The 20,778-nt window shown below is 52.9% G+C and carries 18 protein-coding genes; 14 read left to right on the forward strand and 4 right to left on the reverse strand.

The annotated features are described in order from the left end of the window. Window positions 1-21: 21 nt before the first annotated feature. Entirely contained in the window at window positions 22-600 is a 579-nt protein-coding gene (locus tag ACLD3P_RS03480) for a lipoprotein (RefSeq protein WP_001539323.1), read from the reverse strand. A 303-nt stretch (window positions 601-903) separates the two neighbouring features. Between ACLD3P_RS03480 and bolA the strand changes: the two genes are divergently transcribed. The 9 genes from bolA (at window position 904) to fadM (ending at window position 11,468) form a co-directional block, all read left to right on the forward strand. Next, window positions 904-1,221, forward strand: a complete 318-nt coding sequence (gene bolA / locus ACLD3P_RS03485) for a transcriptional regulator BolA (RefSeq protein WP_000973433.1) — start codon at window positions 904-906, stop codon at window positions 1,219-1,221. Window positions 1,222-1,567: 346 nt separating this feature from the next. After that, window positions 1,568-2,866 (forward strand): trigger factor, encoded by a 1,299-nt coding sequence (gene tig, locus ACLD3P_RS03490; RefSeq protein ID WP_001198403.1) that lies wholly within the window; start codon window positions 1,568-1,570, stop codon window positions 2,864-2,866. A gap of 246 nt (window positions 2,867-3,112) precedes the next feature. Beyond that, on the forward strand, window positions 3,113-3,736 hold the full coding sequence (clpP, locus tag ACLD3P_RS03495) for an ATP-dependent Clp endopeptidase proteolytic subunit ClpP (RefSeq protein ID WP_000122257.1): 624 nt from the start codon (window positions 3,113-3,115) through the stop codon (window positions 3,734-3,736). 251 nt (window positions 3,737-3,987) lie between these two features. After that, window positions 3,988-5,259 carry an ATP-dependent protease ATP-binding subunit ClpX gene (clpX, locus tag ACLD3P_RS03500; RefSeq protein ID WP_000130314.1) on the forward strand — a complete coding sequence of 424 codons (1,272 nt, stop codon included), beginning with the start codon at window positions 3,988-3,990 and terminating at the stop codon, window positions 5,257-5,259. Between the two features lie 185 nt (window positions 5,260-5,444). Further along, the gene (gene lon, locus ACLD3P_RS03505; RefSeq protein WP_001067723.1) at window positions 5,445-7,799 is read left to right on the forward strand and encodes an endopeptidase La; all 2,355 of its coding nucleotides are present in this window, start codon (window positions 5,445-5,447) and stop codon (window positions 7,797-7,799) included. Window positions 7,800-7,989: 190 nt separating this feature from the next. After that, the gene (gene hupB / locus ACLD3P_RS03510) at window positions 7,990-8,280 is read left to right on the forward strand and encodes a nucleoid-associated protein HU-beta (RefSeq protein WP_254888479.1); all 291 of its coding nucleotides are present in this window, start codon (window positions 7,990-7,992) and stop codon (window positions 8,278-8,280) included. 290 nt (window positions 8,281-8,570) lie between these two features. After that, complete coding sequence (ppiD, locus tag ACLD3P_RS03515) at window positions 8,571-10,442, forward strand: peptidylprolyl isomerase (protein WP_000969425.1); 1,872 nt, start codon at window positions 8,571-8,573, stop codon at window positions 10,440-10,442. A 149-nt stretch (window positions 10,443-10,591) separates the two neighbouring features. Then, window positions 10,592-10,966, forward strand: a complete 375-nt coding sequence (locus ACLD3P_RS03520; protein WP_000680322.1) for a helix-hairpin-helix domain-containing protein — start codon at window positions 10,592-10,594, stop codon at window positions 10,964-10,966. Between the two features lie 103 nt (window positions 10,967-11,069). Next, complete coding sequence (gene fadM, locus ACLD3P_RS03525; protein ID WP_001194543.1) at window positions 11,070-11,468, forward strand: long-chain acyl-CoA thioesterase FadM; 399 nt, start codon at window positions 11,070-11,072, stop codon at window positions 11,466-11,468. A gap of 105 nt (window positions 11,469-11,573) precedes the next feature. On the opposite strand, the gene queC is transcribed toward fadM, so the two are convergent. Further along, window positions 11,574-12,269 (reverse strand): 7-cyano-7-deazaguanine synthase QueC, encoded by a 696-nt coding sequence (queC, locus tag ACLD3P_RS03530; protein ID WP_000817201.1) that lies wholly within the window; start codon window positions 12,267-12,269, stop codon window positions 11,574-11,576. Between the two features lie 64 nt (window positions 12,270-12,333). Further along, the gene (locus ACLD3P_RS03535; RefSeq protein ID WP_316970496.1) at window positions 12,334-14,034 is read right to left on the reverse strand and encodes an SgrR family transcriptional regulator; all 1,701 of its coding nucleotides are present in this window, start codon (window positions 14,032-14,034) and stop codon (window positions 12,334-12,336) included. Window positions 14,035-14,134: 100 nt separating this feature from the next. Here ACLD3P_RS03535 and cof point away from each other — a divergent pair, with 100 nt between their 5' ends. Then, window positions 14,135-14,953: an HMP-PP phosphatase gene (cof, locus tag ACLD3P_RS03540; protein WP_000113030.1), complete on the forward strand. Its 819-nt coding sequence runs from the start codon at window positions 14,135-14,137 to the stop codon at window positions 14,951-14,953. 49 nt (window positions 14,954-15,002) lie between these two features. Here the strand turns inward: cof and cdsH are convergent, their stop codons facing one another. Then, entirely contained in the window at window positions 15,003-16,058 is a 1,056-nt protein-coding gene (gene cdsH / locus ACLD3P_RS03545) for a cysteine desulfhydrase (protein WP_000987851.1), read from the reverse strand. A gap of 112 nt (window positions 16,059-16,170) precedes the next feature. On the opposite strand from cdsH, the gene decR reads away from it, so the two are divergent. The 4 genes from decR to glnK all read left to right on the forward strand — a co-directional run bounded on the left by decR (window position 16,171) and on the right by glnK (window position 20,767). After that, window positions 16,171-16,629, forward strand: a complete 459-nt coding sequence (gene decR, locus ACLD3P_RS03550) for a DNA-binding transcriptional regulator DecR (RefSeq protein ID WP_000884593.1) — start codon at window positions 16,171-16,173, stop codon at window positions 16,627-16,629. A 40-nt stretch (window positions 16,630-16,669) separates the two neighbouring features. Then, the gene (locus ACLD3P_RS03555; protein ID WP_001235560.1) at window positions 16,670-18,442 is read left to right on the forward strand and encodes a SmdA family multidrug ABC transporter permease/ATP-binding protein; all 1,773 of its coding nucleotides are present in this window, start codon (window positions 16,670-16,672) and stop codon (window positions 18,440-18,442) included. Next, on the forward strand, window positions 18,435-20,216 hold the full coding sequence (locus ACLD3P_RS03560) for a SmdB family multidrug efflux ABC transporter permease/ATP-binding protein (RefSeq protein WP_001256075.1): 1,782 nt from the start codon (window positions 18,435-18,437) through the stop codon (window positions 20,214-20,216). The genes ACLD3P_RS03555 and ACLD3P_RS03560 overlap by 8 nt, the downstream gene beginning before the upstream one ends. A gap of 212 nt (window positions 20,217-20,428) precedes the next feature. Then, window positions 20,429-20,767 (forward strand): P-II family nitrogen regulator, encoded by a 339-nt coding sequence (gene glnK / locus ACLD3P_RS03565; protein WP_000780341.1) that lies wholly within the window; start codon window positions 20,429-20,431, stop codon window positions 20,765-20,767. Window positions 20,768-20,778 lie beyond the last annotated feature (11 nt).

Genomic DNA, 20,778 nt, shown 5'->3' on the forward strand with positions numbered 1-20,778 from the left:
TGCCGGGTCTTGTTGTTGCTATTAACGGGCGTTTTGCTTGATAAAATCGTGAATACTGGTGTCCTGAGACATATCAGCGATAGTATCGGTCAGAACACTGTTCACCGCGTCGGCAATATTCTGGTTAGAGGCCTGGAATGCCCCTTCAATAGAGTAGTTGGCGCGATAGTTTTTGGTCATCTTGTTGCCATTTGCCGCGGTCGCAATAATCGCGATATCCGCTTTGGTCGCGATGTTGTAGCGCACGCTGCCCTGGGAAACATCAGCATACAGTTGGTTAACAATAATCTGCAGATTAACCGCGCCGTTAGGCCCGATCATATAGCCCCGCGCCGTCATCTGTTTTTCCAGGACTTCTTGTAACAGGAAGCGTAAATCGCGGGAGGCGGTTAACGTTACCAGCTGGTTGTTACGCGTGACTTTCGCTAACGCTTGATCCTGGCGTTGGTCCGCGCCGGTAATGCTAACGGTGACGCCCATCAGGCTCGGATCCTGCTGTGGCAAGGTGATCTTCGGCGCGACGTCAATGGTCGTCGGCGGTGTGGCGCATCCTGCCAGCATAAACAGAGCGACTAACGGAAAGAGAAGTTTTTTTAACATATTCAGGCTCTCAATGACGCTTAAAACGTGATAGGTAAAAATTCCCGCCATCATAACACCGCTAACGGCGAGGGGAAGTGGTCAACGCAGGTAAATTCGTCGTAATGTCCGATTTGGTATTGATAACGGCGCGAGCGGGGATTTTGAGCGCTAAAAGAATGATTAAGGCAGTAAACTTCATACGTTTGGCTGAAATAATCAGACGAAAGCTAAATTTTTGTTGTCATGCTGTAATGGAAACGGTAAAAGCGGCTAGTATTTAAAGGGATGGGTGACATCACAGCGTTGTCGGAGGAGATTTTCATGATGATACGTGAGCAAATAGAAGAAAAATTAAGGACAGCGTTCGACCCCGTGTTTCTCGAAGTTGTGGATGAAAGCTATCGTCACAATGTTCCTGCAGGATCGGAAAGCCATTTTAAGGTCGTGCTGGTGAGCGATCGCTTTACAGGCGAACGTTTTCTTAATCGTCATCGGATGATTTACGGTACGTTAACGGCGGAACTTTCCACAACCGTACATGCGCTGGCACTGCATACTTATACCCTCAAAGAGTGGGAAGGATTGCAGGATACTATCTTCGCGTCGCCTCCTTGTCGCGGCGCGGGAAGCATCGCGTAGCAAAACGGATTTGCAACTACCTCCGCTTTTCCAGTATGTTGCTACAGAATTATGTGAAAACGGCCTGCGGGCCGTTTTGTTTTGTCTGAATTTTGAGCATGTCGTACAGTATTCAGACAAAAATTAGCCGAGAATTGTGAAAACCGCCGCAGCATCGCACAATCACCGTTCTCGACTCACAAAAGTGATGCCGCTATAATGCGCCGTCTTATATATGAACGTCTTCGGGATGATTCTGACGACAGGGAATGTGATTGATTATGAGAACATCCCGGTTCCGCGAAGCAAATAGCACGTGCTTGCGGAGTAGAGTTGACCGAGCACTGTGATTTTTTGAGGTAACAAGATGCAAGTTTCAGTTGAAACCACTCAGGGCCTTGGCCGCCGTGTAACGATTACAATCGCTGCTGACAGCATCGAGACCGCTGTAAAAAGCGAGCTGGTCAACGTAGCGAAAAAAGTACGTATTGACGGCTTCCGTAAAGGCAAAGTACCGATGAATATCGTCGCTCAGCGTTATGGCGCTTCTGTTCGCCAGGACGTGCTGGGCGATCTGATGAGCCGCAACTTCGTTGACGCGATCATCAAAGAAAAAATTAACCCGGCAGGCGCGCCGAACTATGTTCCGGGCGAATACAAAGTGGGTGAAGACTTCACTTACTCCGTCGAGTTTGAAGTCTATCCGGAAGTTGAGCTGACTGGCCTCGAGTCCATCGAAGTTGAAAAACCGGTTGTTGAAGTCACCGACGCTGACGTTGATGTGATGCTGGACACCCTGCGTAAGCAGCAGGCGACCTGGAAAGAAAAAGACGGCGCTGCTGATGCGGAAGACCGCGTGACCATCGACTTCACCGGCTCTGTAGACGGCGAAGAGTTCGAAGGCGGCAAAGCGACCGATTTCGTTCTGGCGATGGGCCAGGGTCGTATGATTCCGGGCTTTGAAGACGGCGTTAAAGGCCACAAAGCTGGCGAAGAGTTCACTATCGATGTGACCTTCCCGGAAGAGTACCACGCTGAAAACCTGAAAGGTAAAGCGGCTAAGTTCGTTATCAACCTGAAGAAAGTTGAAGAACGCGAACTGCCGGAACTGACCGAAGAATTCATCAAACGTTTCGGCGTTGAAGATGGTTCCGTAGCCGGTCTGCGCGCTGAAGTACGTAAAAACATGGAGCGCGAGCTGAAAGGCGCGGTGCGTAACCGCGTTAAGTCTCAGGCGATCGAAGGTCTGGTAAAAGCTAACGACATCGACGTACCGGCTGCGCTGATCGACAGCGAAATCGACGTTCTGCGTCGTCAGGCTGCGCAGCGTTTTGGTGGTAACGAGAAACAGGCTCTGGAGCTGCCGCGCGAACTGTTCGAAGAACAGGCTAAGCGTCGTGTAGTTGTCGGTCTGCTGCTCGGCGAAGTCATTCGTACCAACGAGCTGAAAGCGGACGAAGAACGCGTTAAAGGTCTGATCGAAGAGATGGCGTCTGCTTACGAAGATCCGAAAGAAGTGATTGAGTTCTACAGCAAAAATAAAGAGCTGATGGACAATATGCGTAACGTCGCTCTGGAAGAACAGGCTGTTGAAGCGGTTCTGGCAAAAGCGAAAGTGTCTGAAAAAGCCACTTCCTTCAATGAGCTGATGAACCAGCAAGCGTAATTTTTCGCGTTAAAAGCACGAAATTTGCACAAAAACCCGTCACCTTTCAGTGACGGGTTTTTTTTGTCACGCATTTTGCATGGTAAGGGTGCGAAAACCGCGTTTCAGTGTTAGCGTTAGAGCAAAAGATTGTTATGCTTGAATTATGGCGATGCCGTACCCATTACAGAGGGACTGGCTGATAATCCGTCCATCAGGTTACAATCAGTACAGCAGGTTTTTTCAATTTTTATCCAGGAGACGGAAATGTCATACAGCGGAGAACGAGATAATTTGGCCCCTCATATGGCGCTGGTGCCGATGGTCATTGAACAGACCTCACGCGGTGAGCGCTCTTTTGATATCTATTCTCGTCTACTTAAGGAACGCGTCATATTTCTGACCGGCCAGGTCGAAGACCATATGGCTAACCTGATCGTGGCGCAGATGCTGTTCCTGGAAGCGGAAAACCCGGAAAAAGATATCTATCTGTACATTAATTCTCCTGGCGGCGTAATTACTGCGGGGATGTCCATCTATGACACCATGCAGTTTATTAAGCCAGACGTCAGCACCATTTGTATGGGACAGGCGGCCTCTATGGGGGCGTTTTTGCTGACTGCCGGGGCGAAAGGCAAACGTTTCTGCTTGCCGAACTCTCGCGTCATGATCCACCAGCCGCTGGGCGGCTACCAGGGCCAGGCGACGGATATTGAAATTCACGCCCGCGAAATTTTGAAAGTAAAAGGGCGCATGAATGAACTTATGGCGCATCATACGGGTCAATCTCTTGAGCAGATTGAACGTGATACTGAGCGCGATCGCTTCCTCTCCGCGCCTGAAGCGGTAGAGTACGGTTTGGTTGACTCAATTTTGACCCATCGTAATTGATGCCCTGGACGCAAGTGTGCCGCTATACACTTCATCCTTCACGCTACCTCGGTGTTGGCTGTTAGCGCGCCTCCCAGTGACTTACTTATGTAAGCGCCTGCGGAGTCGCCGAGTTGCCGCCTTGATGTAGCTCGAATGATTTTGTGTATATACTAATGAAGGGCGGCACAACGCTGATTAGCGGCTTGCGCCTGAGAATGGCATTTGCGTCGTCGTGTGCGGCACAAAGAACAAAGAAGAGGTTTTGACTCATGACAGATAAACGCAAAGATGGCTCGGGCAAATTGTTGTACTGCTCTTTTTGCGGCAAAAGCCAGCATGAAGTGCGCAAGCTGATTGCCGGTCCATCCGTGTATATCTGCGACGAATGCGTCGATTTATGTAACGACATTATTCGCGAAGAAATTAAAGAAGTTGCTCCGCACCGTGAACGTAGTGCGCTGCCGACGCCGCATGAAATTCGTACTCACCTGGACGATTACGTTATCGGCCAGGAGCAGGCGAAAAAAGTGCTGGCGGTGGCGGTCTATAACCACTACAAGCGTCTGCGTAACGGCGATACCAGCAATGGCGTCGAGTTAGGCAAAAGCAACATTCTGCTGATTGGACCGACCGGTTCCGGTAAAACGCTGCTGGCGGAAACGCTGGCGCGCTTGCTGGATGTGCCGTTCACTATGGCGGATGCGACCACGCTAACCGAAGCGGGTTACGTGGGGGAAGACGTCGAGAATATCATTCAGAAACTGTTGCAGAAATGCGACTACGACGTGCAAAAAGCGCAGCGTGGGATTGTCTACATTGATGAAATCGATAAGATTTCGCGTAAATCAGACAATCCGTCCATTACCCGCGATGTTTCCGGCGAAGGCGTACAGCAGGCGTTGCTGAAACTGATCGAAGGCACTGTCGCCGCGGTTCCACCGCAGGGCGGTCGCAAACATCCGCAGCAGGAGTTCTTACAGGTAGATACCTCTAAGATTCTGTTTATCTGCGGCGGCGCGTTTGCCGGTCTGGATAAAGTGATCGCTAACCGTGTTGAAACCGGCTCCGGCATTGGTTTTGGCGCGACGGTGAAAGCGAAGTCCGACAAAGCCAGCGAAGGCGAGCTGTTGTCGCAGGTTGAACCGGAAGATTTGATCAAATTTGGTCTGATTCCTGAGTTTATCGGTCGTCTGCCAGTGGTGGCGACGCTGAACGAACTCAGCGAAGAAGCGCTGATTCAAATCCTGAAAGAGCCGAAAAATGCGCTGACCAAGCAGTATCAGGCGCTGTTTAACCTGGAAGGCGTCGATCTGGAATTCCGTGACGAAGCGCTGGACGCTATCGCCAGGAAAGCAATGGCGCGTAAAACCGGTGCCCGTGGTCTGCGTTCTATCGTCGAAGCAGCGCTGCTGGATACCATGTACGATTTGCCATCTATGGAAGACGTCGAAAAAGTGGTGATCGACGAGTCCGTTATTGCCGGTCAGAGTAAGCCGTTGCTGATTTACGGCAAACCGGAAGCGCAGGCTTCTGGCGAATAATTAAACATTCATACAATCAGTTAGCCAAAAAAGGGGGGATTTTATCTCCCCTTTCGTTTTTCCTGTAAACACGCCGTTGAATGTGTGGGAAACATCCCCATATACTGACGTACATGTTATAGGTGGTATGGAGCACAGCTATACTATCTGATTACCTGGCGGACACTAAACTAAGAGAGAGCTCTATGAATCCTGAGCGTTCTGAACGCATTGAAATCCCCGTATTGCCGTTGCGCGATGTGGTGGTTTATCCGCACATGGTCATACCCTTATTTGTAGGGCGGGAAAAATCTATCCGTTGTCTGGAAGCGGCTATGGACCATGATAAAAAAATCATGCTGGTCGCCCAGAAGGAAGCATCAACGGATGAGCCGGGTGTAAACGATCTTTTCACCGTCGGGACCGTGGCCTCTATTTTGCAGATGTTGAAACTGCCTGACGGCACCGTAAAAGTGCTGGTCGAGGGGTTACAGCGCGCGCGTATTTCCGCGCTGTCTGACAATGGCGAACATTTCTCCGCGAAGGCGGAGTACCTTGATTCGCCAGCCATTGATGAGCGAGAACAAGAAGTGCTGGTGCGTACCGCTATCAGCCAGTTCGAAGGCTACATCAAGCTGAACAAAAAAATTCCGCCGGAAGTGCTGACGTCACTCAATAGCATTGACGACCCTGCACGTCTGGCTGACACCATCGCCGCGCATATGCCGCTGAAACTGGCGGATAAACAGTCCGTACTGGAGATGTCCGACGTTAACGAACGTCTGGAATATCTGATGGCGATGATGGAATCTGAAATCGATCTGCTGCAGGTTGAGAAACGCATTCGCAACCGCGTGAAAAAGCAGATGGAGAAATCCCAGCGCGAGTACTATCTGAACGAGCAAATGAAAGCGATTCAGAAAGAACTTGGCGAGATGGACGACGCGCCGGACGAAAACGAAGCGCTGAAGCGTAAAATCGACGCGGCGAAAATGCCGAAAGAGGCGAAAGAGAAAGCGGAAGCGGAACTGCAGAAGCTGAAAATGATGTCTCCGATGTCGGCGGAAGCGACCGTGGTGCGCGGCTACATCGACTGGATGGTGCAGGTGCCGTGGAATGCGCGTAGCAAGGTCAAAAAAGACCTGCGTCAGGCGCAGGAAATCCTCGATACTGACCATTATGGTCTGGAGCGCGTGAAAGACCGCATCCTTGAGTATCTCGCGGTTCAAAGCCGTGTAAATAAAATCAAGGGGCCGATCCTGTGTCTGGTGGGGCCGCCGGGGGTAGGTAAAACCTCGTTGGGCCAGTCCATCGCTAAAGCAACAGGGCGTAAATACATCCGTATGGCGCTGGGCGGCGTGCGTGATGAAGCGGAAATCCGCGGTCATCGCCGGACTTACATTGGCTCTATGCCGGGTAAACTGATCCAAAAAATGGCCAAAGTGGGGGTTAAAAACCCACTGTTCCTGCTCGATGAGATCGACAAAATGTCTTCTGACATGCGCGGCGATCCGGCTTCCGCACTGCTGGAAGTGCTGGATCCGGAGCAGAACGTGGCGTTCAGCGATCATTACCTGGAAGTGGATTACGATCTCAGCGATGTGATGTTCGTCGCCACCTCCAACTCCATGAACATTCCGGCGCCGCTGCTGGATCGTATGGAAGTGATCCGTCTGTCCGGTTATACCGAAGATGAGAAGCTGAATATTGCTAAACGTCACCTGCTGCCGAAGCAGATCGAGCGTAACGCGCTGAAGAAAGGAGAACTGACGGTCGACGATAGCGCGATTATCGGTATTATCCGCTATTACACGCGTGAAGCGGGCGTGCGTAGTCTGGAGCGTGAAATCTCCAAACTGTGCCGCAAAGCGGTTAAACAACTGTTGCTAGATAAATCGTTAAAACATATCGAAATTAACGGCGATAATCTGCACGACTACCTCGGTGTGCAGCGCTTTGATTATGGCCGCGCGGATAGCGAAAACCGCGTAGGTCAGGTGACGGGCCTGGCGTGGACGGAAGTGGGCGGCGATCTGTTGACCATCGAAACCGCCTGCGTACCGGGCAAAGGCAAGTTGACCTACACCGGTTCGCTCGGTGAAGTGATGCAGGAATCTATTCAGGCGGCGCTGACCGTGGTGCGCGCGCGCGCGGAAAAACTGGGTATTAATCCGGACTTTTACGAAAAACGCGATATCCACGTTCACGTGCCGGAAGGCGCAACGCCGAAAGACGGTCCAAGTGCCGGTATCGCGATGTGTACCGCGCTGGTTTCCTGCCTGACCGGTAATCCGGTGCGCGCAGATGTGGCAATGACCGGTGAGATCACCCTGCGTGGTCAGGTATTGCCGATCGGCGGCCTGAAAGAAAAACTGTTGGCGGCGCATCGCGGCGGGATTAAAACGGTCTTAATTCCATTCGAAAATAAACGTGACCTGGAGGAAATTCCGGACAACGTGATTGCCGATCTGGATATTCATCCTGTGAAGCGCATTGAGGAAGTTCTGACGCTTGCTCTGCAAAACGAACCGTCTGGAATGCAGGTTGTAACCGCAAAATAGTGACCTCGCGCAAATAGCGCTAATAAAAACAGGGCTGGCAGGCTATTTCGGACTTGCCAGCCTTTTTTTGTATAGCTAATTTAGATGGTTGATTGGGTCTGCCACCATTAACGGGTGTTGTAAGGGCGTGGCAGGCCTGATATAACTGCTGCGCGGTCGTACTTCGAAGGATTCAGGTGCGATATAAATTATAAAGAGGAAGAGAAGAGTGAATAAATCTCAACTGATCGAAAAAATTGCTGCAGGGGCTGATATCTCTAAGGCTGCGGCTGGACGTGCGTTAGATGCGATTATTGCTTCTGTTACCGAATCTCTGAAAGAAGGGGATGACGTTGCACTGGTAGGCTTTGGTACTTTTGCTGTTAAAGAGCGTGCTGCCCGTACTGGTCGCAACCCGCAAACAGGTAAAGAGATCACCATCGCCGCTGCCAAAGTGCCGAGTTTCCGTGCAGGTAAAGCGCTGAAAGACGCGGTAAACTAAGCGTGATCCCCTCGGGGGATGTGACAAAGTACAAGGGCGCATCAACTGATGTGCCTTTTTTATTGACGATTCGGGACTTTCTGCGCGTTGCGGGCTGACAATTGCCCTCGTTTCTTGTCACAATAGGCTTTTGCGCGCCGCGTTCAGAAAATGCGATGCGCGTGAAGTCTATATACGCAAATCATTCAGGTTGCGTCGACGCGGCAACTGAGCGAATCACTCGGTAGCCAGCAGAGAAGCCGCCTGAAAGATAAAGTGTAAAGTCACCTACAGCGGAGTGTGGTTACACCATGATGGACAGCTTACGCACGGCTGCAAACAGTCTCGTGCTCAAGATTATTTTCGTTATCATTATCGTGTCGTTCATTTTGACCGGCGTTAGTGGTTACCTGATTGGCGGAAGCAATAACTACGCCGCAAAAGTGAATGGCCAGGAAATCAGCCGGGCACAGTTTGAGAATGCGTTTAATAACGAACGTAACCGTATGCAGCAGCAGTTGGGCGACAGGTATTCTGAACTGGCGGCCAACGAAGGTTATATGAAAAGCCTGCGCCAGCAGGTGCTGAATCGTCTGATAGACGAAGCGCTGTTGGATCAATATTCCCGCGAACTGAAACTGGGCATCAGCGATGAGCAGGTAAAGCAGGCGATTTTCGCCACTCCCGCTTTTCAGGTGGACGGTAAGTTTGACAACAACCGCTATAACGCGATTGTGAATCAGATGGGAATGACCGCCGATCAGTACGCTCAGGCGCTGCGTAACCAGCTTACCACTCAGCAACTGATCAACGGCGTGGCCGGTACTGATTTTATGCTGAAAGGGGAAACCGACGAACTGGCGGCATTAGTCTCTCAACAGCGCGTGGTGCGTGAAGCCGTTATTGATGTCAACGCGCTGGCGGCGAAGCAGCAGGTGACCGATCAGGAAGTGTCCAGCTACTACGATCAGAATAAAGCCCGCTTTATGACGCCGGAACAGTTCCGCGTAAGCTATATCAAGCTGGATGCCGCGACGATGCAGGCACCGGTCAGCGATGCGGATATTCAGGCCTATTATGACCAGCATGTAGATCAGTTTACTCAGCCGGAGCGCATTCGTTACAGCATTATTCAGACCAAAACGGAAGATGATGCGAAAGCGGTACTGGATGCGCTGAACAAGGGCGAAGATTTCGCCACGCTGGCGAAAGAGAAATCTACCGATATCATCTCTGCGCGTAATGGCGGCGATATGGGCTGGCTGGAAGAGTCTGCCACGGTGCCGGAACTGAAAAACGCCGGATTAAAAGAAAAAGGCCAGATATCTGGCGTGATTAAGTCGTCTGTCGGTTTTCTGGTGGCGCGTCTGGATGATATTCAGCCTGCCAAAGTGAAACCGTTAAGCGAGGTTCGCGACGACATTGCTGCGAAAGTGAAACAAGAAAAAGCGCTGGATGCTTACTATGCGTTGCAGCAGAAGGTGAGCGATGCGGCAAGCAACGACAATGAGTCGTTAGCAGGCGCTGAACAGGTCGCTGGCGTAAAAGCGGTTGAAACCGGCTGGTTTAGCCGTGACACCTTACCGGAAGAGCTGAACTTCAAACCGGTAGCCGATGCTATCTTTAATGGCGGTCTGGTAGGCGAAAACGGTACGCCGGGGCCGAATTCAGACATTATCACCGTAGATGGCGACCGGGCTTTTGTTGTGCGCGTGAGCGAACATAAACCTGAAGCCGTGAAGCCGTTGGCAGAAGTGAAAGAACAGGTCACTGCCCTGGTGAAGCATAACAAAGCGGAACAACAGGCGAAGCTGGATGCGGAAAAACTGCTGGTCGAGCTGAAAGCGGGCAAAGGCGCGGAAGCGATGAAAGCGGCGGGTCTGAGTTTTGGCGAGCCTAAAACGTTAAGTCGTACCAGTCAGGATCCGGTGAGTCAGGCGGCCTTTGCGTTAAGCCTTCCGACGAAAGATAAGCCAGTTTATGGCGTGGCGAACGATATGCAGGGTAACGTCGTTCTGCTGGCGTTTGACGAGGTGAAAGCGGGCGCCATGCCGGAAGCGCAGAAAAAAGCGATGGTGCAGGGCATCACGCAGAACAATGCGCAAATTGTCTTTGAGGCGCTGATGAGCAATCTGCGTAAAGAGGCGAAAATCAAAATCGGCGACGCTCTGGAACAGCAGTAATCGTCGAGGCGCTTCGCAAAAAATTGCAAAACGTTGTATCCCACAAAGGCCGCTTTCGCGGCCTTTTCCATTTCTGAGAATTGCCGTTTGTTCGTTTTTCTCCGTCCCGCTATCGTGGCTGCACTGTTAACAAACAAGGAGAAAACAGTATGAAACACGGAATTAAAGCACTGCTTATTACACTTTCTTTAACCTGCGCGGGCATGGCCCATAGCGCGCTGGCGGCGACGCCTGTCGCAAAAAATGCAGCGGTGGAAACAAAAGCGGATACGCCTTCTTCATCCTCCGCCAAAGCGGCATTACCTGCTAAAGCCAGCGATGATGAAGGTACCAGGGTGAGCATTAATACCGCGTCTGCGGAGGATCTGGCGCGGGTGATGAACGGCGTTGGGCTGAAAAAAGCGCAGGCTATTGTGAGCTATCGGGAGGAGTATGGTCCTTTTAAAACGGTGGATGATTTAAAGCAGGTGCCGGGAATGGGAAGCGCGCTGGTGGAGCGTAATCTGGCAGTTTTAACATTGTAATCACTTGCACAGTGGCAAAAATTTGCCAGACTGTAGAGGTCATACCAGTTATGACCTCTGTACTTGTCGTTTACTTATAACAACAACGTAAGGTTATTGCGCTATGCAAACACAAATCAAAGTTCGTGGATATCATCTTGATGTTTATCAACATGTTAATAATGCCCGCTATCTGGAATTTCTGGAAGAGGCCCGTTGGGATGGGCTGGAAAACAGCGACAGCTTTCAGTGGATGACGGCCCGCAATATTGCCTTTGTGGTGGTAAACATCAATATAAATTACCGTCGTCCGGCGGTATTGAGCGATCTACTGACCGTGACCAGCCAGGTACAACAGCTTAACGGTAAAAGCGGCGTATTAAGCCAGACGATTACGCTGGAGCCAGAAGGGCAGGTGGTGGCTGATGCGCTCATCACGTTTGTTTGTATTGATTTAAAAACGCAAAAAGCGCTGCCGCTGGAAGGCGAATTGCGTGAAAAGCTGGAACAGATGGTGCAATAACGCCTCGCTGTCTGATGGCGTTGAACTTGTCCGGCCTGGCGATATTGACCATGGTGCATATCGCCAGGCCGGATAAGGTGCGTGCGCCGCCATCCGGCAAAACAATCACCTTAACCCGGTTTTTTGCTTCATTGCCGCCATCACCGCCGCTTTATTCGACAGATAATGATTCAGGCCGTTAGCGCGCAGATTACAGGCCGCGCAATGACCACAGCCATCGCCTTTAATGCCGTTATAGCAGGTCAGCGTCTCTTCGCGAACCAAATCCAGTTGGCCCCAATAATCGGCCAGCGCCCAGGTTTCAGCTTTATCAATCCACATTAGGGGCGTTTCGAAACGGATATCTTTCGCCATGCCCAGATTCACCGCGTGATTCAGCGCTTTGACGAACTCATCGCGACAGTCTGGATAGCCGGAAAAATCGGTCTCGCAAACGCCGGTGATCACCGCCTCGGCTTTGACCTGATAAGCGTAAATCGCCGCCAGCGTCAGAAAGAGAATATTGCGTCCCGGTACGAAAGTATTGGGGATACCGTCAGCGTTCGGTTCATAGTCCGGCACCGGAATGCTATCCCGCGTCAGGCTACTGACCGCCAGTTCGTTCAGCAAAGTGACATCCAGCACTTTATGCGCGCGTGCGCCAAGTTTTAACGCCAGCGCGCGCGCGACATCAATCTCTGCGCGGTGGCGCTGACCATAATCAAACGTGACACAATGCACTTCATCATACTGATGCCGCGCTTGCGCCAGACAAGTGGTGGAGTCCTGACCTCCACTAAATACAACAACGGCGCGTTTCATAGTTATCCTGATCAATGACGAAAGCCAATATGGTAACGCGTACGGATAATCCCGACCAGCTTCTTCACGGCGAAGGCGGCGGAAGCCAGGCTTCGCTAAATTCAAACCAGCCGCGAGGGGTCAGTCGAACGCCGTTAACGCCCGGTGGGGCGCTGATGCGATAGTGATAATTAAACAGCGGCGTAAGTGTGGCGTCATCCATCAGGTTGGCAAAAACTTGTTGTAGCGCGGCGCGGCGATCTTTTTCATTGGGCTGAATTTGCAGAGCGTCAAGCGTAGCCTGCAGATGGGAAAACGCAGGCGCGTCCAGGACATGTGACCAGATCTGATCGCAACGTAGCCACTGCTCCAGCGTATATTCCGGCGCTTCGCCGATCAGCCTGTCGCCCATCATCAGATCCGCTTGCGCCAACGCAGGGCAGTTATCCCAGTTTTTGGCATTATGAAAAATCAACGTTAACTCACAGCCGAGCGTCGCCAGGTAATATCGAAGCTGTTCCGCCATCGTATGCAGCTCTACGGGAAGGTGGTACGCCAGGGTAAGTTTTTTCGGCAATGGCGTTTCATCAACGTCCTGCCATTGCGGGATTGTCCAGCCGGGTAGCAGCCCCTGACTTGGCATAATCAAGTTCTCATCTACCGGTAAGGTTTTCAGCAGCGAAGTATGATGGATAATATGTATCAGACGCCGCGCCTGCTGTACGTTGAGCCGTGAGCCCTTTTTGAGGGTTAAATAGCAAAAACCCAGACTAATACCACTACTTACCTGACTCAGCGTCGCCAGCTCTTCCGGTTTGCCGATGGCAATCTGCACCGGATGGCGGCAACTGGTGCCCAGATCCTGGGCAAACAGTTGCGGGGTGATCCAGAATTCAATCGCTTTCAGCAGCGGATGGCTGAGGTGATAATGGTCATGACTTTCCAGACGCACCAGTTCCGGCGTGAACAACGCCAGGCGAAAAGGACCGGTGCCGATAAGCGGCAGGTCAGGATGCGCCAGACCGCTACAGTAGCTCGCCAGACGATGCGCCAGCCAGTAATCAGGTCGGTGAAGGAGAAAGGTCAGGCACTGAGGATGCGTTACTTCGATCCGTGCGACGCTAATAAACAATTTGCTTAGCGCCGGTAGGGTAAGCAGCCTTTCCAGGCGTTCGTGTAGCTGCGCGGTATCCACCGCATCGCCATTATGCCAGTGCAGCGTGGAGCGAATATAAAAATCCCAGCGTAAACCGTCGGCGGAAACCTCCCAGTGATGCGCCAAATCCCCGCAAGGATATTGGCTATCGCGGTCGAAGCGCGTTAACCCGGAAAAAACTTGCCCTGCGAGATGCTGTTCCGCGCGGCCTGGCAGGAAACCCGGCTGCAGCGGATCAAGCGGACGATAGTAGGGAATACGCAATGTCGGCGTATCGTTTTGCCATTGGCCGCCCATAAAAGGCTGGAGCATCGCCCGTAACTCGCCCGGCGCCAGCTGCGCCAGTTCCAGTACGTTGAGCTGCTGCCCTTTTTCCAGCGCCTGTTCCATCATGGCGGTGCGGAGCGATTCCGGCGTGACCAGAAACTGGAGCCGTCCACGTTTCCCGCGCCCGGACTGCGCCTCCCATCTTAGCCAACCCGCCTGCTGGGCCTGACGCAGCAGCGTTCGCAGATGGCGCTCGCTACAAAAACAGCGTTCGGCCAGTTCGCTAACGGTGACATGTTGCGTTTCCCCGGCGGAAGGCTGCCAGAGGCGTTGATATTGATTAAGCCGATTCAGTAGCCTCATAGAAACCCGGAACACTTCCTTTTATCTGTTCACTATTACTTCCGTATATCTCAGGTAATACTGAACAACAAGTTAACCGCGTCACAGTGTGGAGAAAGAGATGGCCCGTCTGGCAGCATTTGATATGGATGGCACGTTATTAATGCCCGATCACCATTTGGGTAGAGAAACGATCGCCACGCTGGCGCGTCTGCGCGAACGCGATATCACCCTGACATTCGCTACGGGTCGTCATGTGCTGGAGATGCGGCATATTCTGGGGACGCTTTCACTGGATGCTTATCTTATTACCGGTAACGGGACGCGAATTCACTCGCTGGAAGGCGACGTGCTGCATCGTCAGGATCTCGATCCTCAGGTTGCCGATACGGTGATGCACCATGCCTGGGATACCCGAGCCAGTATGCATGTGTTTAATGACAACGGCTGGTTTACAGGCCAGGAGATCCCCGCGCTACTCCAGGCGCACGTCTACAGCGGCTTTCGTTATCAGGTTATCGATATAAAAAGCATTCCGGCCCATCAGGTGACGAAGATCTGTTTTTGCGGCGATCATGACGATCTGATCCGTTTGCGCATTCAGCTCAATGAGGCGCTGGAAGAACGCGCGCACCTCTGTTTCTCTGCCGTCGACTGCCTGGAAGTGCTACCGCTGGGGTGCAATAAAGGATCGGCGCTGGCGGTATTGAGCAACCATTTAGGGCTTTCACTGGCAGATTGCATGGCGTTTGGCGACGCGATGAACGATCGGGAAATGCTGGGCAGCGTCGGGCGGGGGCTCATTATGGGCAATGCCATGCCGCAGCTTATCGCCGCGCTGCCACACCTTTCGGTTATCGGACATTGTGGTAATCAAGCGGTATCACACTTTTTGACGCATTGGCTGGACAATCCGCATCTACCTTATTCCCCCGAATGAGAGATCTCTTCCAGCAAGCCAGACATTCAGTCTGGCTTTTTTTTTGTTTCTAGTCGCCGGTAAGTAATTTTTCGATGGCCGCTGACCACGGCGTCAAATCGCCGATATGGTCGCTAACCCAGGACGGATGGTAATAGGTATCCAGATAGCGATCGCCGCTATCGCACAATAACGTCACGATAGCGCCGGTTTCTCCAGCCTCGCGCATCCGGGCCGCAAGCTGCAGAGCTCCCCACATATTCGTGCCGGTAGAGGCGCCGACTTTACGGCCTAGCTGCGTTTCCAGCCAGTGTGCGGTGGCAACGCTGGCGGCGTCCGGCACGCGCAGCATCTCATCCACGACATCCGGAATAAAAGAAGGCTCTACTCGCGGACGACCAATTCCTTCAATTTTACTGCCCACCGGGCTGCGTAATGAAGCGTCGCGATCCTGCCAGTAAGGTAAAAAGACGGAATTTTCCGGATCCACCACCATGAGCTGAGTATCATAGCCCTGGCAGCGAATATAGCGCCCAATCGTCGCAGAGGTTCCGCCCGTTCCGGCGCTCATGACGATAAATCGCGGTACCGGATGGGGTTCGTTGCGCATCTGGCGGAAAATACTGTCGGCAATATTATTGTTGCCCCGCCAGTCGGTAGCTCGTTCTGCGTAGGTAAACTGGTCCATATAGTGACCGTTCAGTTCATGCGCCAGCCGCTCGGAGGCGGCATAAATTTCGCAGGCGCTCTCCACAAAATGACAGTGGCCGCCGTAAAATTGAATCTGTTCGATTTTACGTTTTGCGGTACAGGCGGGCATGACGGCGATGAACGGCAGTCCCAGTAAACGCGCGAACCAGGCTTCGGAAATCGCCGTTGAGCCTGATGACGCTTCAATAATCGGAGTGCCTTCTTTAATCCAGCCATTGCACAGCCCATAAAGGAACAGCGAGCGCGCCAGACGATGCTTGAGGCTACCGGTGGGATGCGTGCTTTCGTCTTTCAGGTAAAGCTGGATACCTGGAAATGCCGACAGGGGCAAACGAATAAGATGCGTATCCGCCGAGCGCTGGTGGTCAGCGTTAATTTCATTAATGGCATTTTTAACCCAATTGCTACTCATCATTAATATTCATTTATCATTTTGTGCCAAGAGTAGCGAAAAGTACGGAAAAAATTGTTGCTATTTGGCCTTTAAATTACAATGTAAGGAGAAAAATATTCTCTATGGAGTGGGTATGTTAGATAAAATTGACCGTAAACTGCTTTGCTTATTGCAGCAGGACTGTACCCTCTCTTTGCAGGCGCTGGCGGATGCCGTTAATCTGACGACAACGCCTTGCTGGAAGCGGCTTAAACGCCTGGAAGATGACGGTATCCTGCTTGGCAGGGTCGCGCTGCTGGACCCGGAAAAACTGGGGCTGGGGTTAACCGCTTTTGTGTTGATAAAAACGCAGCACCACAGCAGTGAATGGTACTGTCGGTTCGTGACCGTCGTCTCTGAGATGCCGGAAGTGCTTGGCTTCTGGCGGATGGCGGGGGAATACGACTATCTGATGCGAGTTCAGGTGGCCGACATGAAGCGGTATGACGACTTCTATAAACGTCTGGTCAATAGCGTCCCAGGACTGTCAGACGTCACCTCCAGTTTTGCGATGGAACAGATTAAGTACACCACCTCTCTGCCCATTGAATAATTCTCCCGGTATTGCCGGAAATCATATCAGGAAATAACGCGTGCGATTATTTGCTCAATTAAGCTGGTACTTTCGCCGGGAATGGCGTCGCTATCTTGGCGCGGTGGCCCTGCTTATGCTTATTGCGATGCTTCAGCTGATCCCGCCCAAAGTGGTGGGGATTGTCGTGGATGGCGTAACCGCACAGCATTTTACTCCAGGCCGAATAGCGATGTGGATTGGCACCATTGCCCTGATCGCCGTAGTGGTTTATTTGTTGCGCTATGTCTGGCGCGTGCTGCTATTTGGCGCTTCTTATCAATTAGCCGTCGAACTGCGTGAAGATTATTATCGCCAGCTGAGTCGTCAGCATCCTGAATTTTATCAGCGCCATCGGACGGGCGATCTTATCGCGCGTGCGACGAATGATGTGGATCGCGTCGTATTTGCGGCGGGCGAGGGCGTTCTGACGCTGGTTGACTCGCTGGTAATGGGCTGCGCGGTACTGATTGTCATGTCGACGCAAATTAGCTGGCAGCTAACGCTATTAGCGCTGTTGCCGATGCCGATTATGGCGCTGATGATCAAACGTTACGGCGATCGGCTGCATGATTATTTCAAACTGGCGCAGGCCGCCTTCTCCAGCCTGAACGACCGCACGCAGGAGAGTCTGACCAGCATCCGCATGATCAAAGCGTTTGGTCTGGAGGACCGCCAGTCTTCGCTGTTTGCGGCGGATGCCGAAGATACCGGCAAGAAAAATATGCGTGTGGCGCGTATTGACGCGCGTTTTGATCCAACCATTTACATCGCCATTGGCATGGCGAACCTGCTCGCGATTAGCGGCGGAAGCTGGATGGTGGTTAACGGCAGCCTGACGCTGGGCGAACTCACCAGCTTTATGATGTATCTGGGGTTGATGATTTGGCCGATGCTGGCGCTGGCCTGGATGTTTAATATCGTGGAGCGGGGTAGCGCCGCTTACAGCCGCATCCGCGCCATGCTGGCGGAAGCGCCGGTAGTTAAGGATGGCGAAGAGCCGGTCCCGGCGGGGCGCGGCGAACTGACGGCGGCCATTCGTGAGTTTTGCTATCCGCAAACGACGCATCCGGCGCTGGAGAATGTGAACTTTCGTCTTAAACCGGGTCAGATGCTGGGGATATGCGGTCCGACCGGCGCGGGGAAAAGCACAATCTTGTCGCTTATCCAGCGCCATTTTGATGTGACGCAGGGAGAGATCCGATTCCATGACATGCCGTTGACGCATCTGCAACTGGATAGCTGGCGTAGCCGACTGGCGGTCGTCAGCCAGACGCCGTTTTTGTTCTCGGACTCTATTGCCAATAATATTGCGCTCGGACGCCCGGAGGCGACTCAGGAGGAGATTGAACAGGTGGCGCGTTTAGCCAGCGTACATGAAGATATTCTCCGCTTGCCTCAGGGCTACGACACGCAGGTAGGTGAACGTGGCGTCATGTTATCGGGAGGGCAAAAACAGCGTATCTCGATTGCCAGAGCGCTACTGTTAAATGCGGAAATTCTGCTTCTCGATGATGCGCTTTCTGCAGTAGATGGCCGCACGGAGCATCAGATTTTGCATAATTTGCGCCAGTGGGGCGAAGGGCGTACGGTCATCATCAGCGCGCATCGTTTATCCGCGCTGACCGACGCCAATGAAATTATCGTTATGCAACATGGTCATGTTGTTCAGCGCGGCGATCACGATCAACTGGCGCAGCAGATTGGCTGGTATCGCGATATGTATCGCTATCAGCAACTGGAGGCCGCGCTGGATGACGCGCCGGAACGCGGCGAGGAGGCGGTGAATGCGTAGTTTTGGACAGCTATGGCCGACGCTGAAACGGTTACTGGCGTATGGCTCGCCATGGCGAAAACCGCTCTCTGTCGCGGTGATGATGCTGTGGATTGCGGCGGCGGCGGAGGTTAGCGGTCCGCTGCTGATCAGCTATTTCATTGATAACATGGTGGCCCGCCACCATTTACCGTTGGGCAAGGTCGCGGGGCTGGCGGCCGCCTATGTGGGGCTACAGTTTCTGGCGGCGGGTCTGCATTACGCCCAGTCTTTATTATTTAACCGGGCGGCCGTTGGCGTGGTTCAGTCCTTGCGCACGGACGTCATGGATGCCGCCTTGCGCCAGCCGCTAAGCGCCTTCGACACGCAGCCTGTCGGACAATTAATTTCACGTGTGACCAACGATACGGAAGTCATCCGCGATCTGTACGTCACGGTCGTCGCAACGGTATTACGTAGCGCGGCGTTGATCGGCGCCATGCTGGTCGCTATGTTCAGCCTTGACTGGCGGATGGCGCTGGTGGCGATTTTGATTTTTCCGGCGGTATTGACCGTGATGATCATTTATCAGCGCTACAGCACGCCGATTGTACGCCGCGTGCGGGCATACCTGGCGGATATTAACGACGGCTTTAACGAAATCATCAACGGGATGAGCGTAATTCAGCAGTTTCGCCAGCAGGCGCGCTTCGGCGAACGCATGGGCGAGGCCAGCCGCTCGCACTACATGGCGCGGATGCAGACGCTGCGCTTGGACGGCTTTTTATTGCGTCCGCTGCTTAGCCTCTTTTCCGCGCTCATTTTATGCGGTTTGTTGATGCTTTTCAGCTTTACGTCTGCCGGCACGATTGAGGTCGGGGTGCTGTATGCGTTCATTAGCTATTTGTCACGTCTGAACGAGCCGCTCATTGAACTGACCACCCAGCAATCCATGCTACAGCAGGCGGTTGTGGCGGGAGAGCGTGTTTTTGAACTGATGGATCGCCCGCGCCAGCGCTATGGCAGCGACGACAGGCCGTTACAAAGCGGGGCGATTGATATTGATCATCTGTCGTTTGCTTACCGCGACGATAATCTTGTTTTACAGGACATTACGCTATCAGTACCGTCCCGTAGCTTTGTGGCGCTGGTGGGGCACACCGGCAGCGGGAAGAGCACGCTCGCCAGCTTATTAATGGGGTATTACCCCCTGACACAAGGCGAAATTCGGCTGGATGGGCGAGAGATCTCCTCTCTTAATCATCGCGTTTTACGCCAGGGCGTGGCGATGGTTCAACAGGACCCGGTAGTGATGGCGGATACCTTTCTGGCTAATGTGACGCTGGGGCGCGATGTCTCCGAGGCGCAGGTGTGGCAGGCGCTGGAAACGGTACAACTGGCAGATCTGGCGCGCGGCCTGAGCGACGGGCTGCATACGCATCTCGGCGAGCAGGGAAATACGCTGTCCGTCGGGCAAAAACAGCTATTGGCGCTGGCGCGCGTGCTGGTTGACGCCCCGCAAATATTAATTCTTGATGAAGCGACGGCCAGCATCGATTCCGGCACTGAGCAGGCGATACAGCAGGCGCTGGCGGCGATTCGCGAGCGCACCACGCTGGTGGTTATTGCCCATCGGCTATCGACAATCGTGGAGGCAGATACCATTCTGGTTCTCCATCGCGGCCAGGCGGTGGAGCGCGGGACGCATCAACAATTGCTGGCGGCGCAAGGGCGCTACTGGCAAATGTATCAATTACAGTTAGTTGGCGAGGAGTTAGCCGCCAGCGTACACGAAGAATCCGGCCCTGCGGCGTAAGGTTTGGCGCCACAGGGCAAAACCTCGCCCATTATGCACCGTCGTGGTGCGTTTTTCTTTCCCTGCTTCGATTTTGGGGCGCGTCAATATAAAGACGCGCCGCTAACCGCGCTTTTCCTCGCTCGCCAGCTTCTGGCACATCCTTTGCAATATCCATCCTGAAGAGTCCATGCGCGGCGGCAGCCGTTACCTAATTCTGACTGGAGGGTTCTATGAAGCTGGTTACCGTGATTATCAAACCGTTCAAGCTGGAGGACGTGCGGGAGGCGCTTTCTTCCATTGGCATTCAGGGACTGACCGTCACCGAAGTGAAAGGGTTTGGCCGTCAGAAAGGACACGCCGAACTGTATCGCGGCGCGGAGTACAGCGTGAATTTCCTGCCGAAGGTCAAAATTGATGTGGCTATCGCCGACGACCAACTGGAAGAGGTGATCGATATCATCAGTAAAGCGGCTTACACCGGAAAAATTGGCGACGGCAAAATTTTCGTCGCGGAGCTCATGCGCGTTATTCGGATTCGTACCGGCGAAGCTGACGAAGCAGCGCTGTAAGACCCGCCACA

This window comes from Salmonella sp. 741265073_HBA, from assembly GCF_046569105.1.
GTDB classification, from domain to species: Bacteria; Pseudomonadota; Gammaproteobacteria; order Enterobacterales; family Enterobacteriaceae; genus Salmonella; species Salmonella enterica.

Excerpts from the sequence above, each read along its gene's own strand:
- ACLD3P_RS03480 (WP_001539323.1), bottom strand. The coding sequence starts at position 600 with ATGTTAAAAAAACTTCTCTTTCCGTTAGTCGCTCTGTTTATGCTGGCA.
- bolA (WP_000973433.1), top strand. The coding sequence starts at position 904 with ATGATGATACGTGAGCAAATAGAAGAAAAATTAAGGACAGCGTTCGAC.
- tig (WP_001198403.1), top strand. The coding sequence starts at position 1,568 with ATGCAAGTTTCAGTTGAAACCACTCAGGGCCTTGGCCGCCGTGTAACG.
- clpP (WP_000122257.1), top strand. The coding sequence starts at position 3,113 with ATGTCATACAGCGGAGAACGAGATAATTTGGCCCCTCATATGGCGCTG.
- clpX (WP_000130314.1), top strand. The coding sequence starts at position 3,988 with ATGACAGATAAACGCAAAGATGGCTCGGGCAAATTGTTGTACTGCTCT.
- lon (WP_001067723.1), top strand. The coding sequence starts at position 5,445 with ATGAATCCTGAGCGTTCTGAACGCATTGAAATCCCCGTATTGCCGTTG.
- ppiD (WP_000969425.1), top strand. The coding sequence starts at position 8,571 with ATGATGGACAGCTTACGCACGGCTGCAAACAGTCTCGTGCTCAAGATT.
- ACLD3P_RS03520 (WP_000680322.1), top strand. The coding sequence starts at position 10,592 with ATGAAACACGGAATTAAAGCACTGCTTATTACACTTTCTTTAACCTGC.
- fadM (WP_001194543.1), top strand. The coding sequence starts at position 11,070 with ATGCAAACACAAATCAAAGTTCGTGGATATCATCTTGATGTTTATCAA.
- queC (WP_000817201.1), bottom strand. The coding sequence starts at position 12,269 with ATGAAACGCGCCGTTGTTGTATTTAGTGGAGGTCAGGACTCCACCACT.
- ACLD3P_RS03535 (WP_316970496.1), bottom strand. The coding sequence starts at position 14,034 with ATGAGGCTACTGAATCGGCTTAATCAATATCAACGCCTCTGGCAGCCT.
- cof (WP_000113030.1), top strand. The coding sequence starts at position 14,135 with ATGGCCCGTCTGGCAGCATTTGATATGGATGGCACGTTATTAATGCCC.
- cdsH (WP_000987851.1), bottom strand. The coding sequence starts at position 16,058 with ATGATGAGTAGCAATTGGGTTAAAAATGCCATTAATGAAATTAACGCT.
- decR (WP_000884593.1), top strand. The coding sequence starts at position 16,171 with ATGTTAGATAAAATTGACCGTAAACTGCTTTGCTTATTGCAGCAGGAC.
- ACLD3P_RS03560 (WP_001256075.1), top strand. The coding sequence starts at position 18,435 with ATGCGTAGTTTTGGACAGCTATGGCCGACGCTGAAACGGTTACTGGCG.
- glnK (WP_000780341.1), top strand. The coding sequence starts at position 20,429 with ATGAAGCTGGTTACCGTGATTATCAAACCGTTCAAGCTGGAGGACGTG.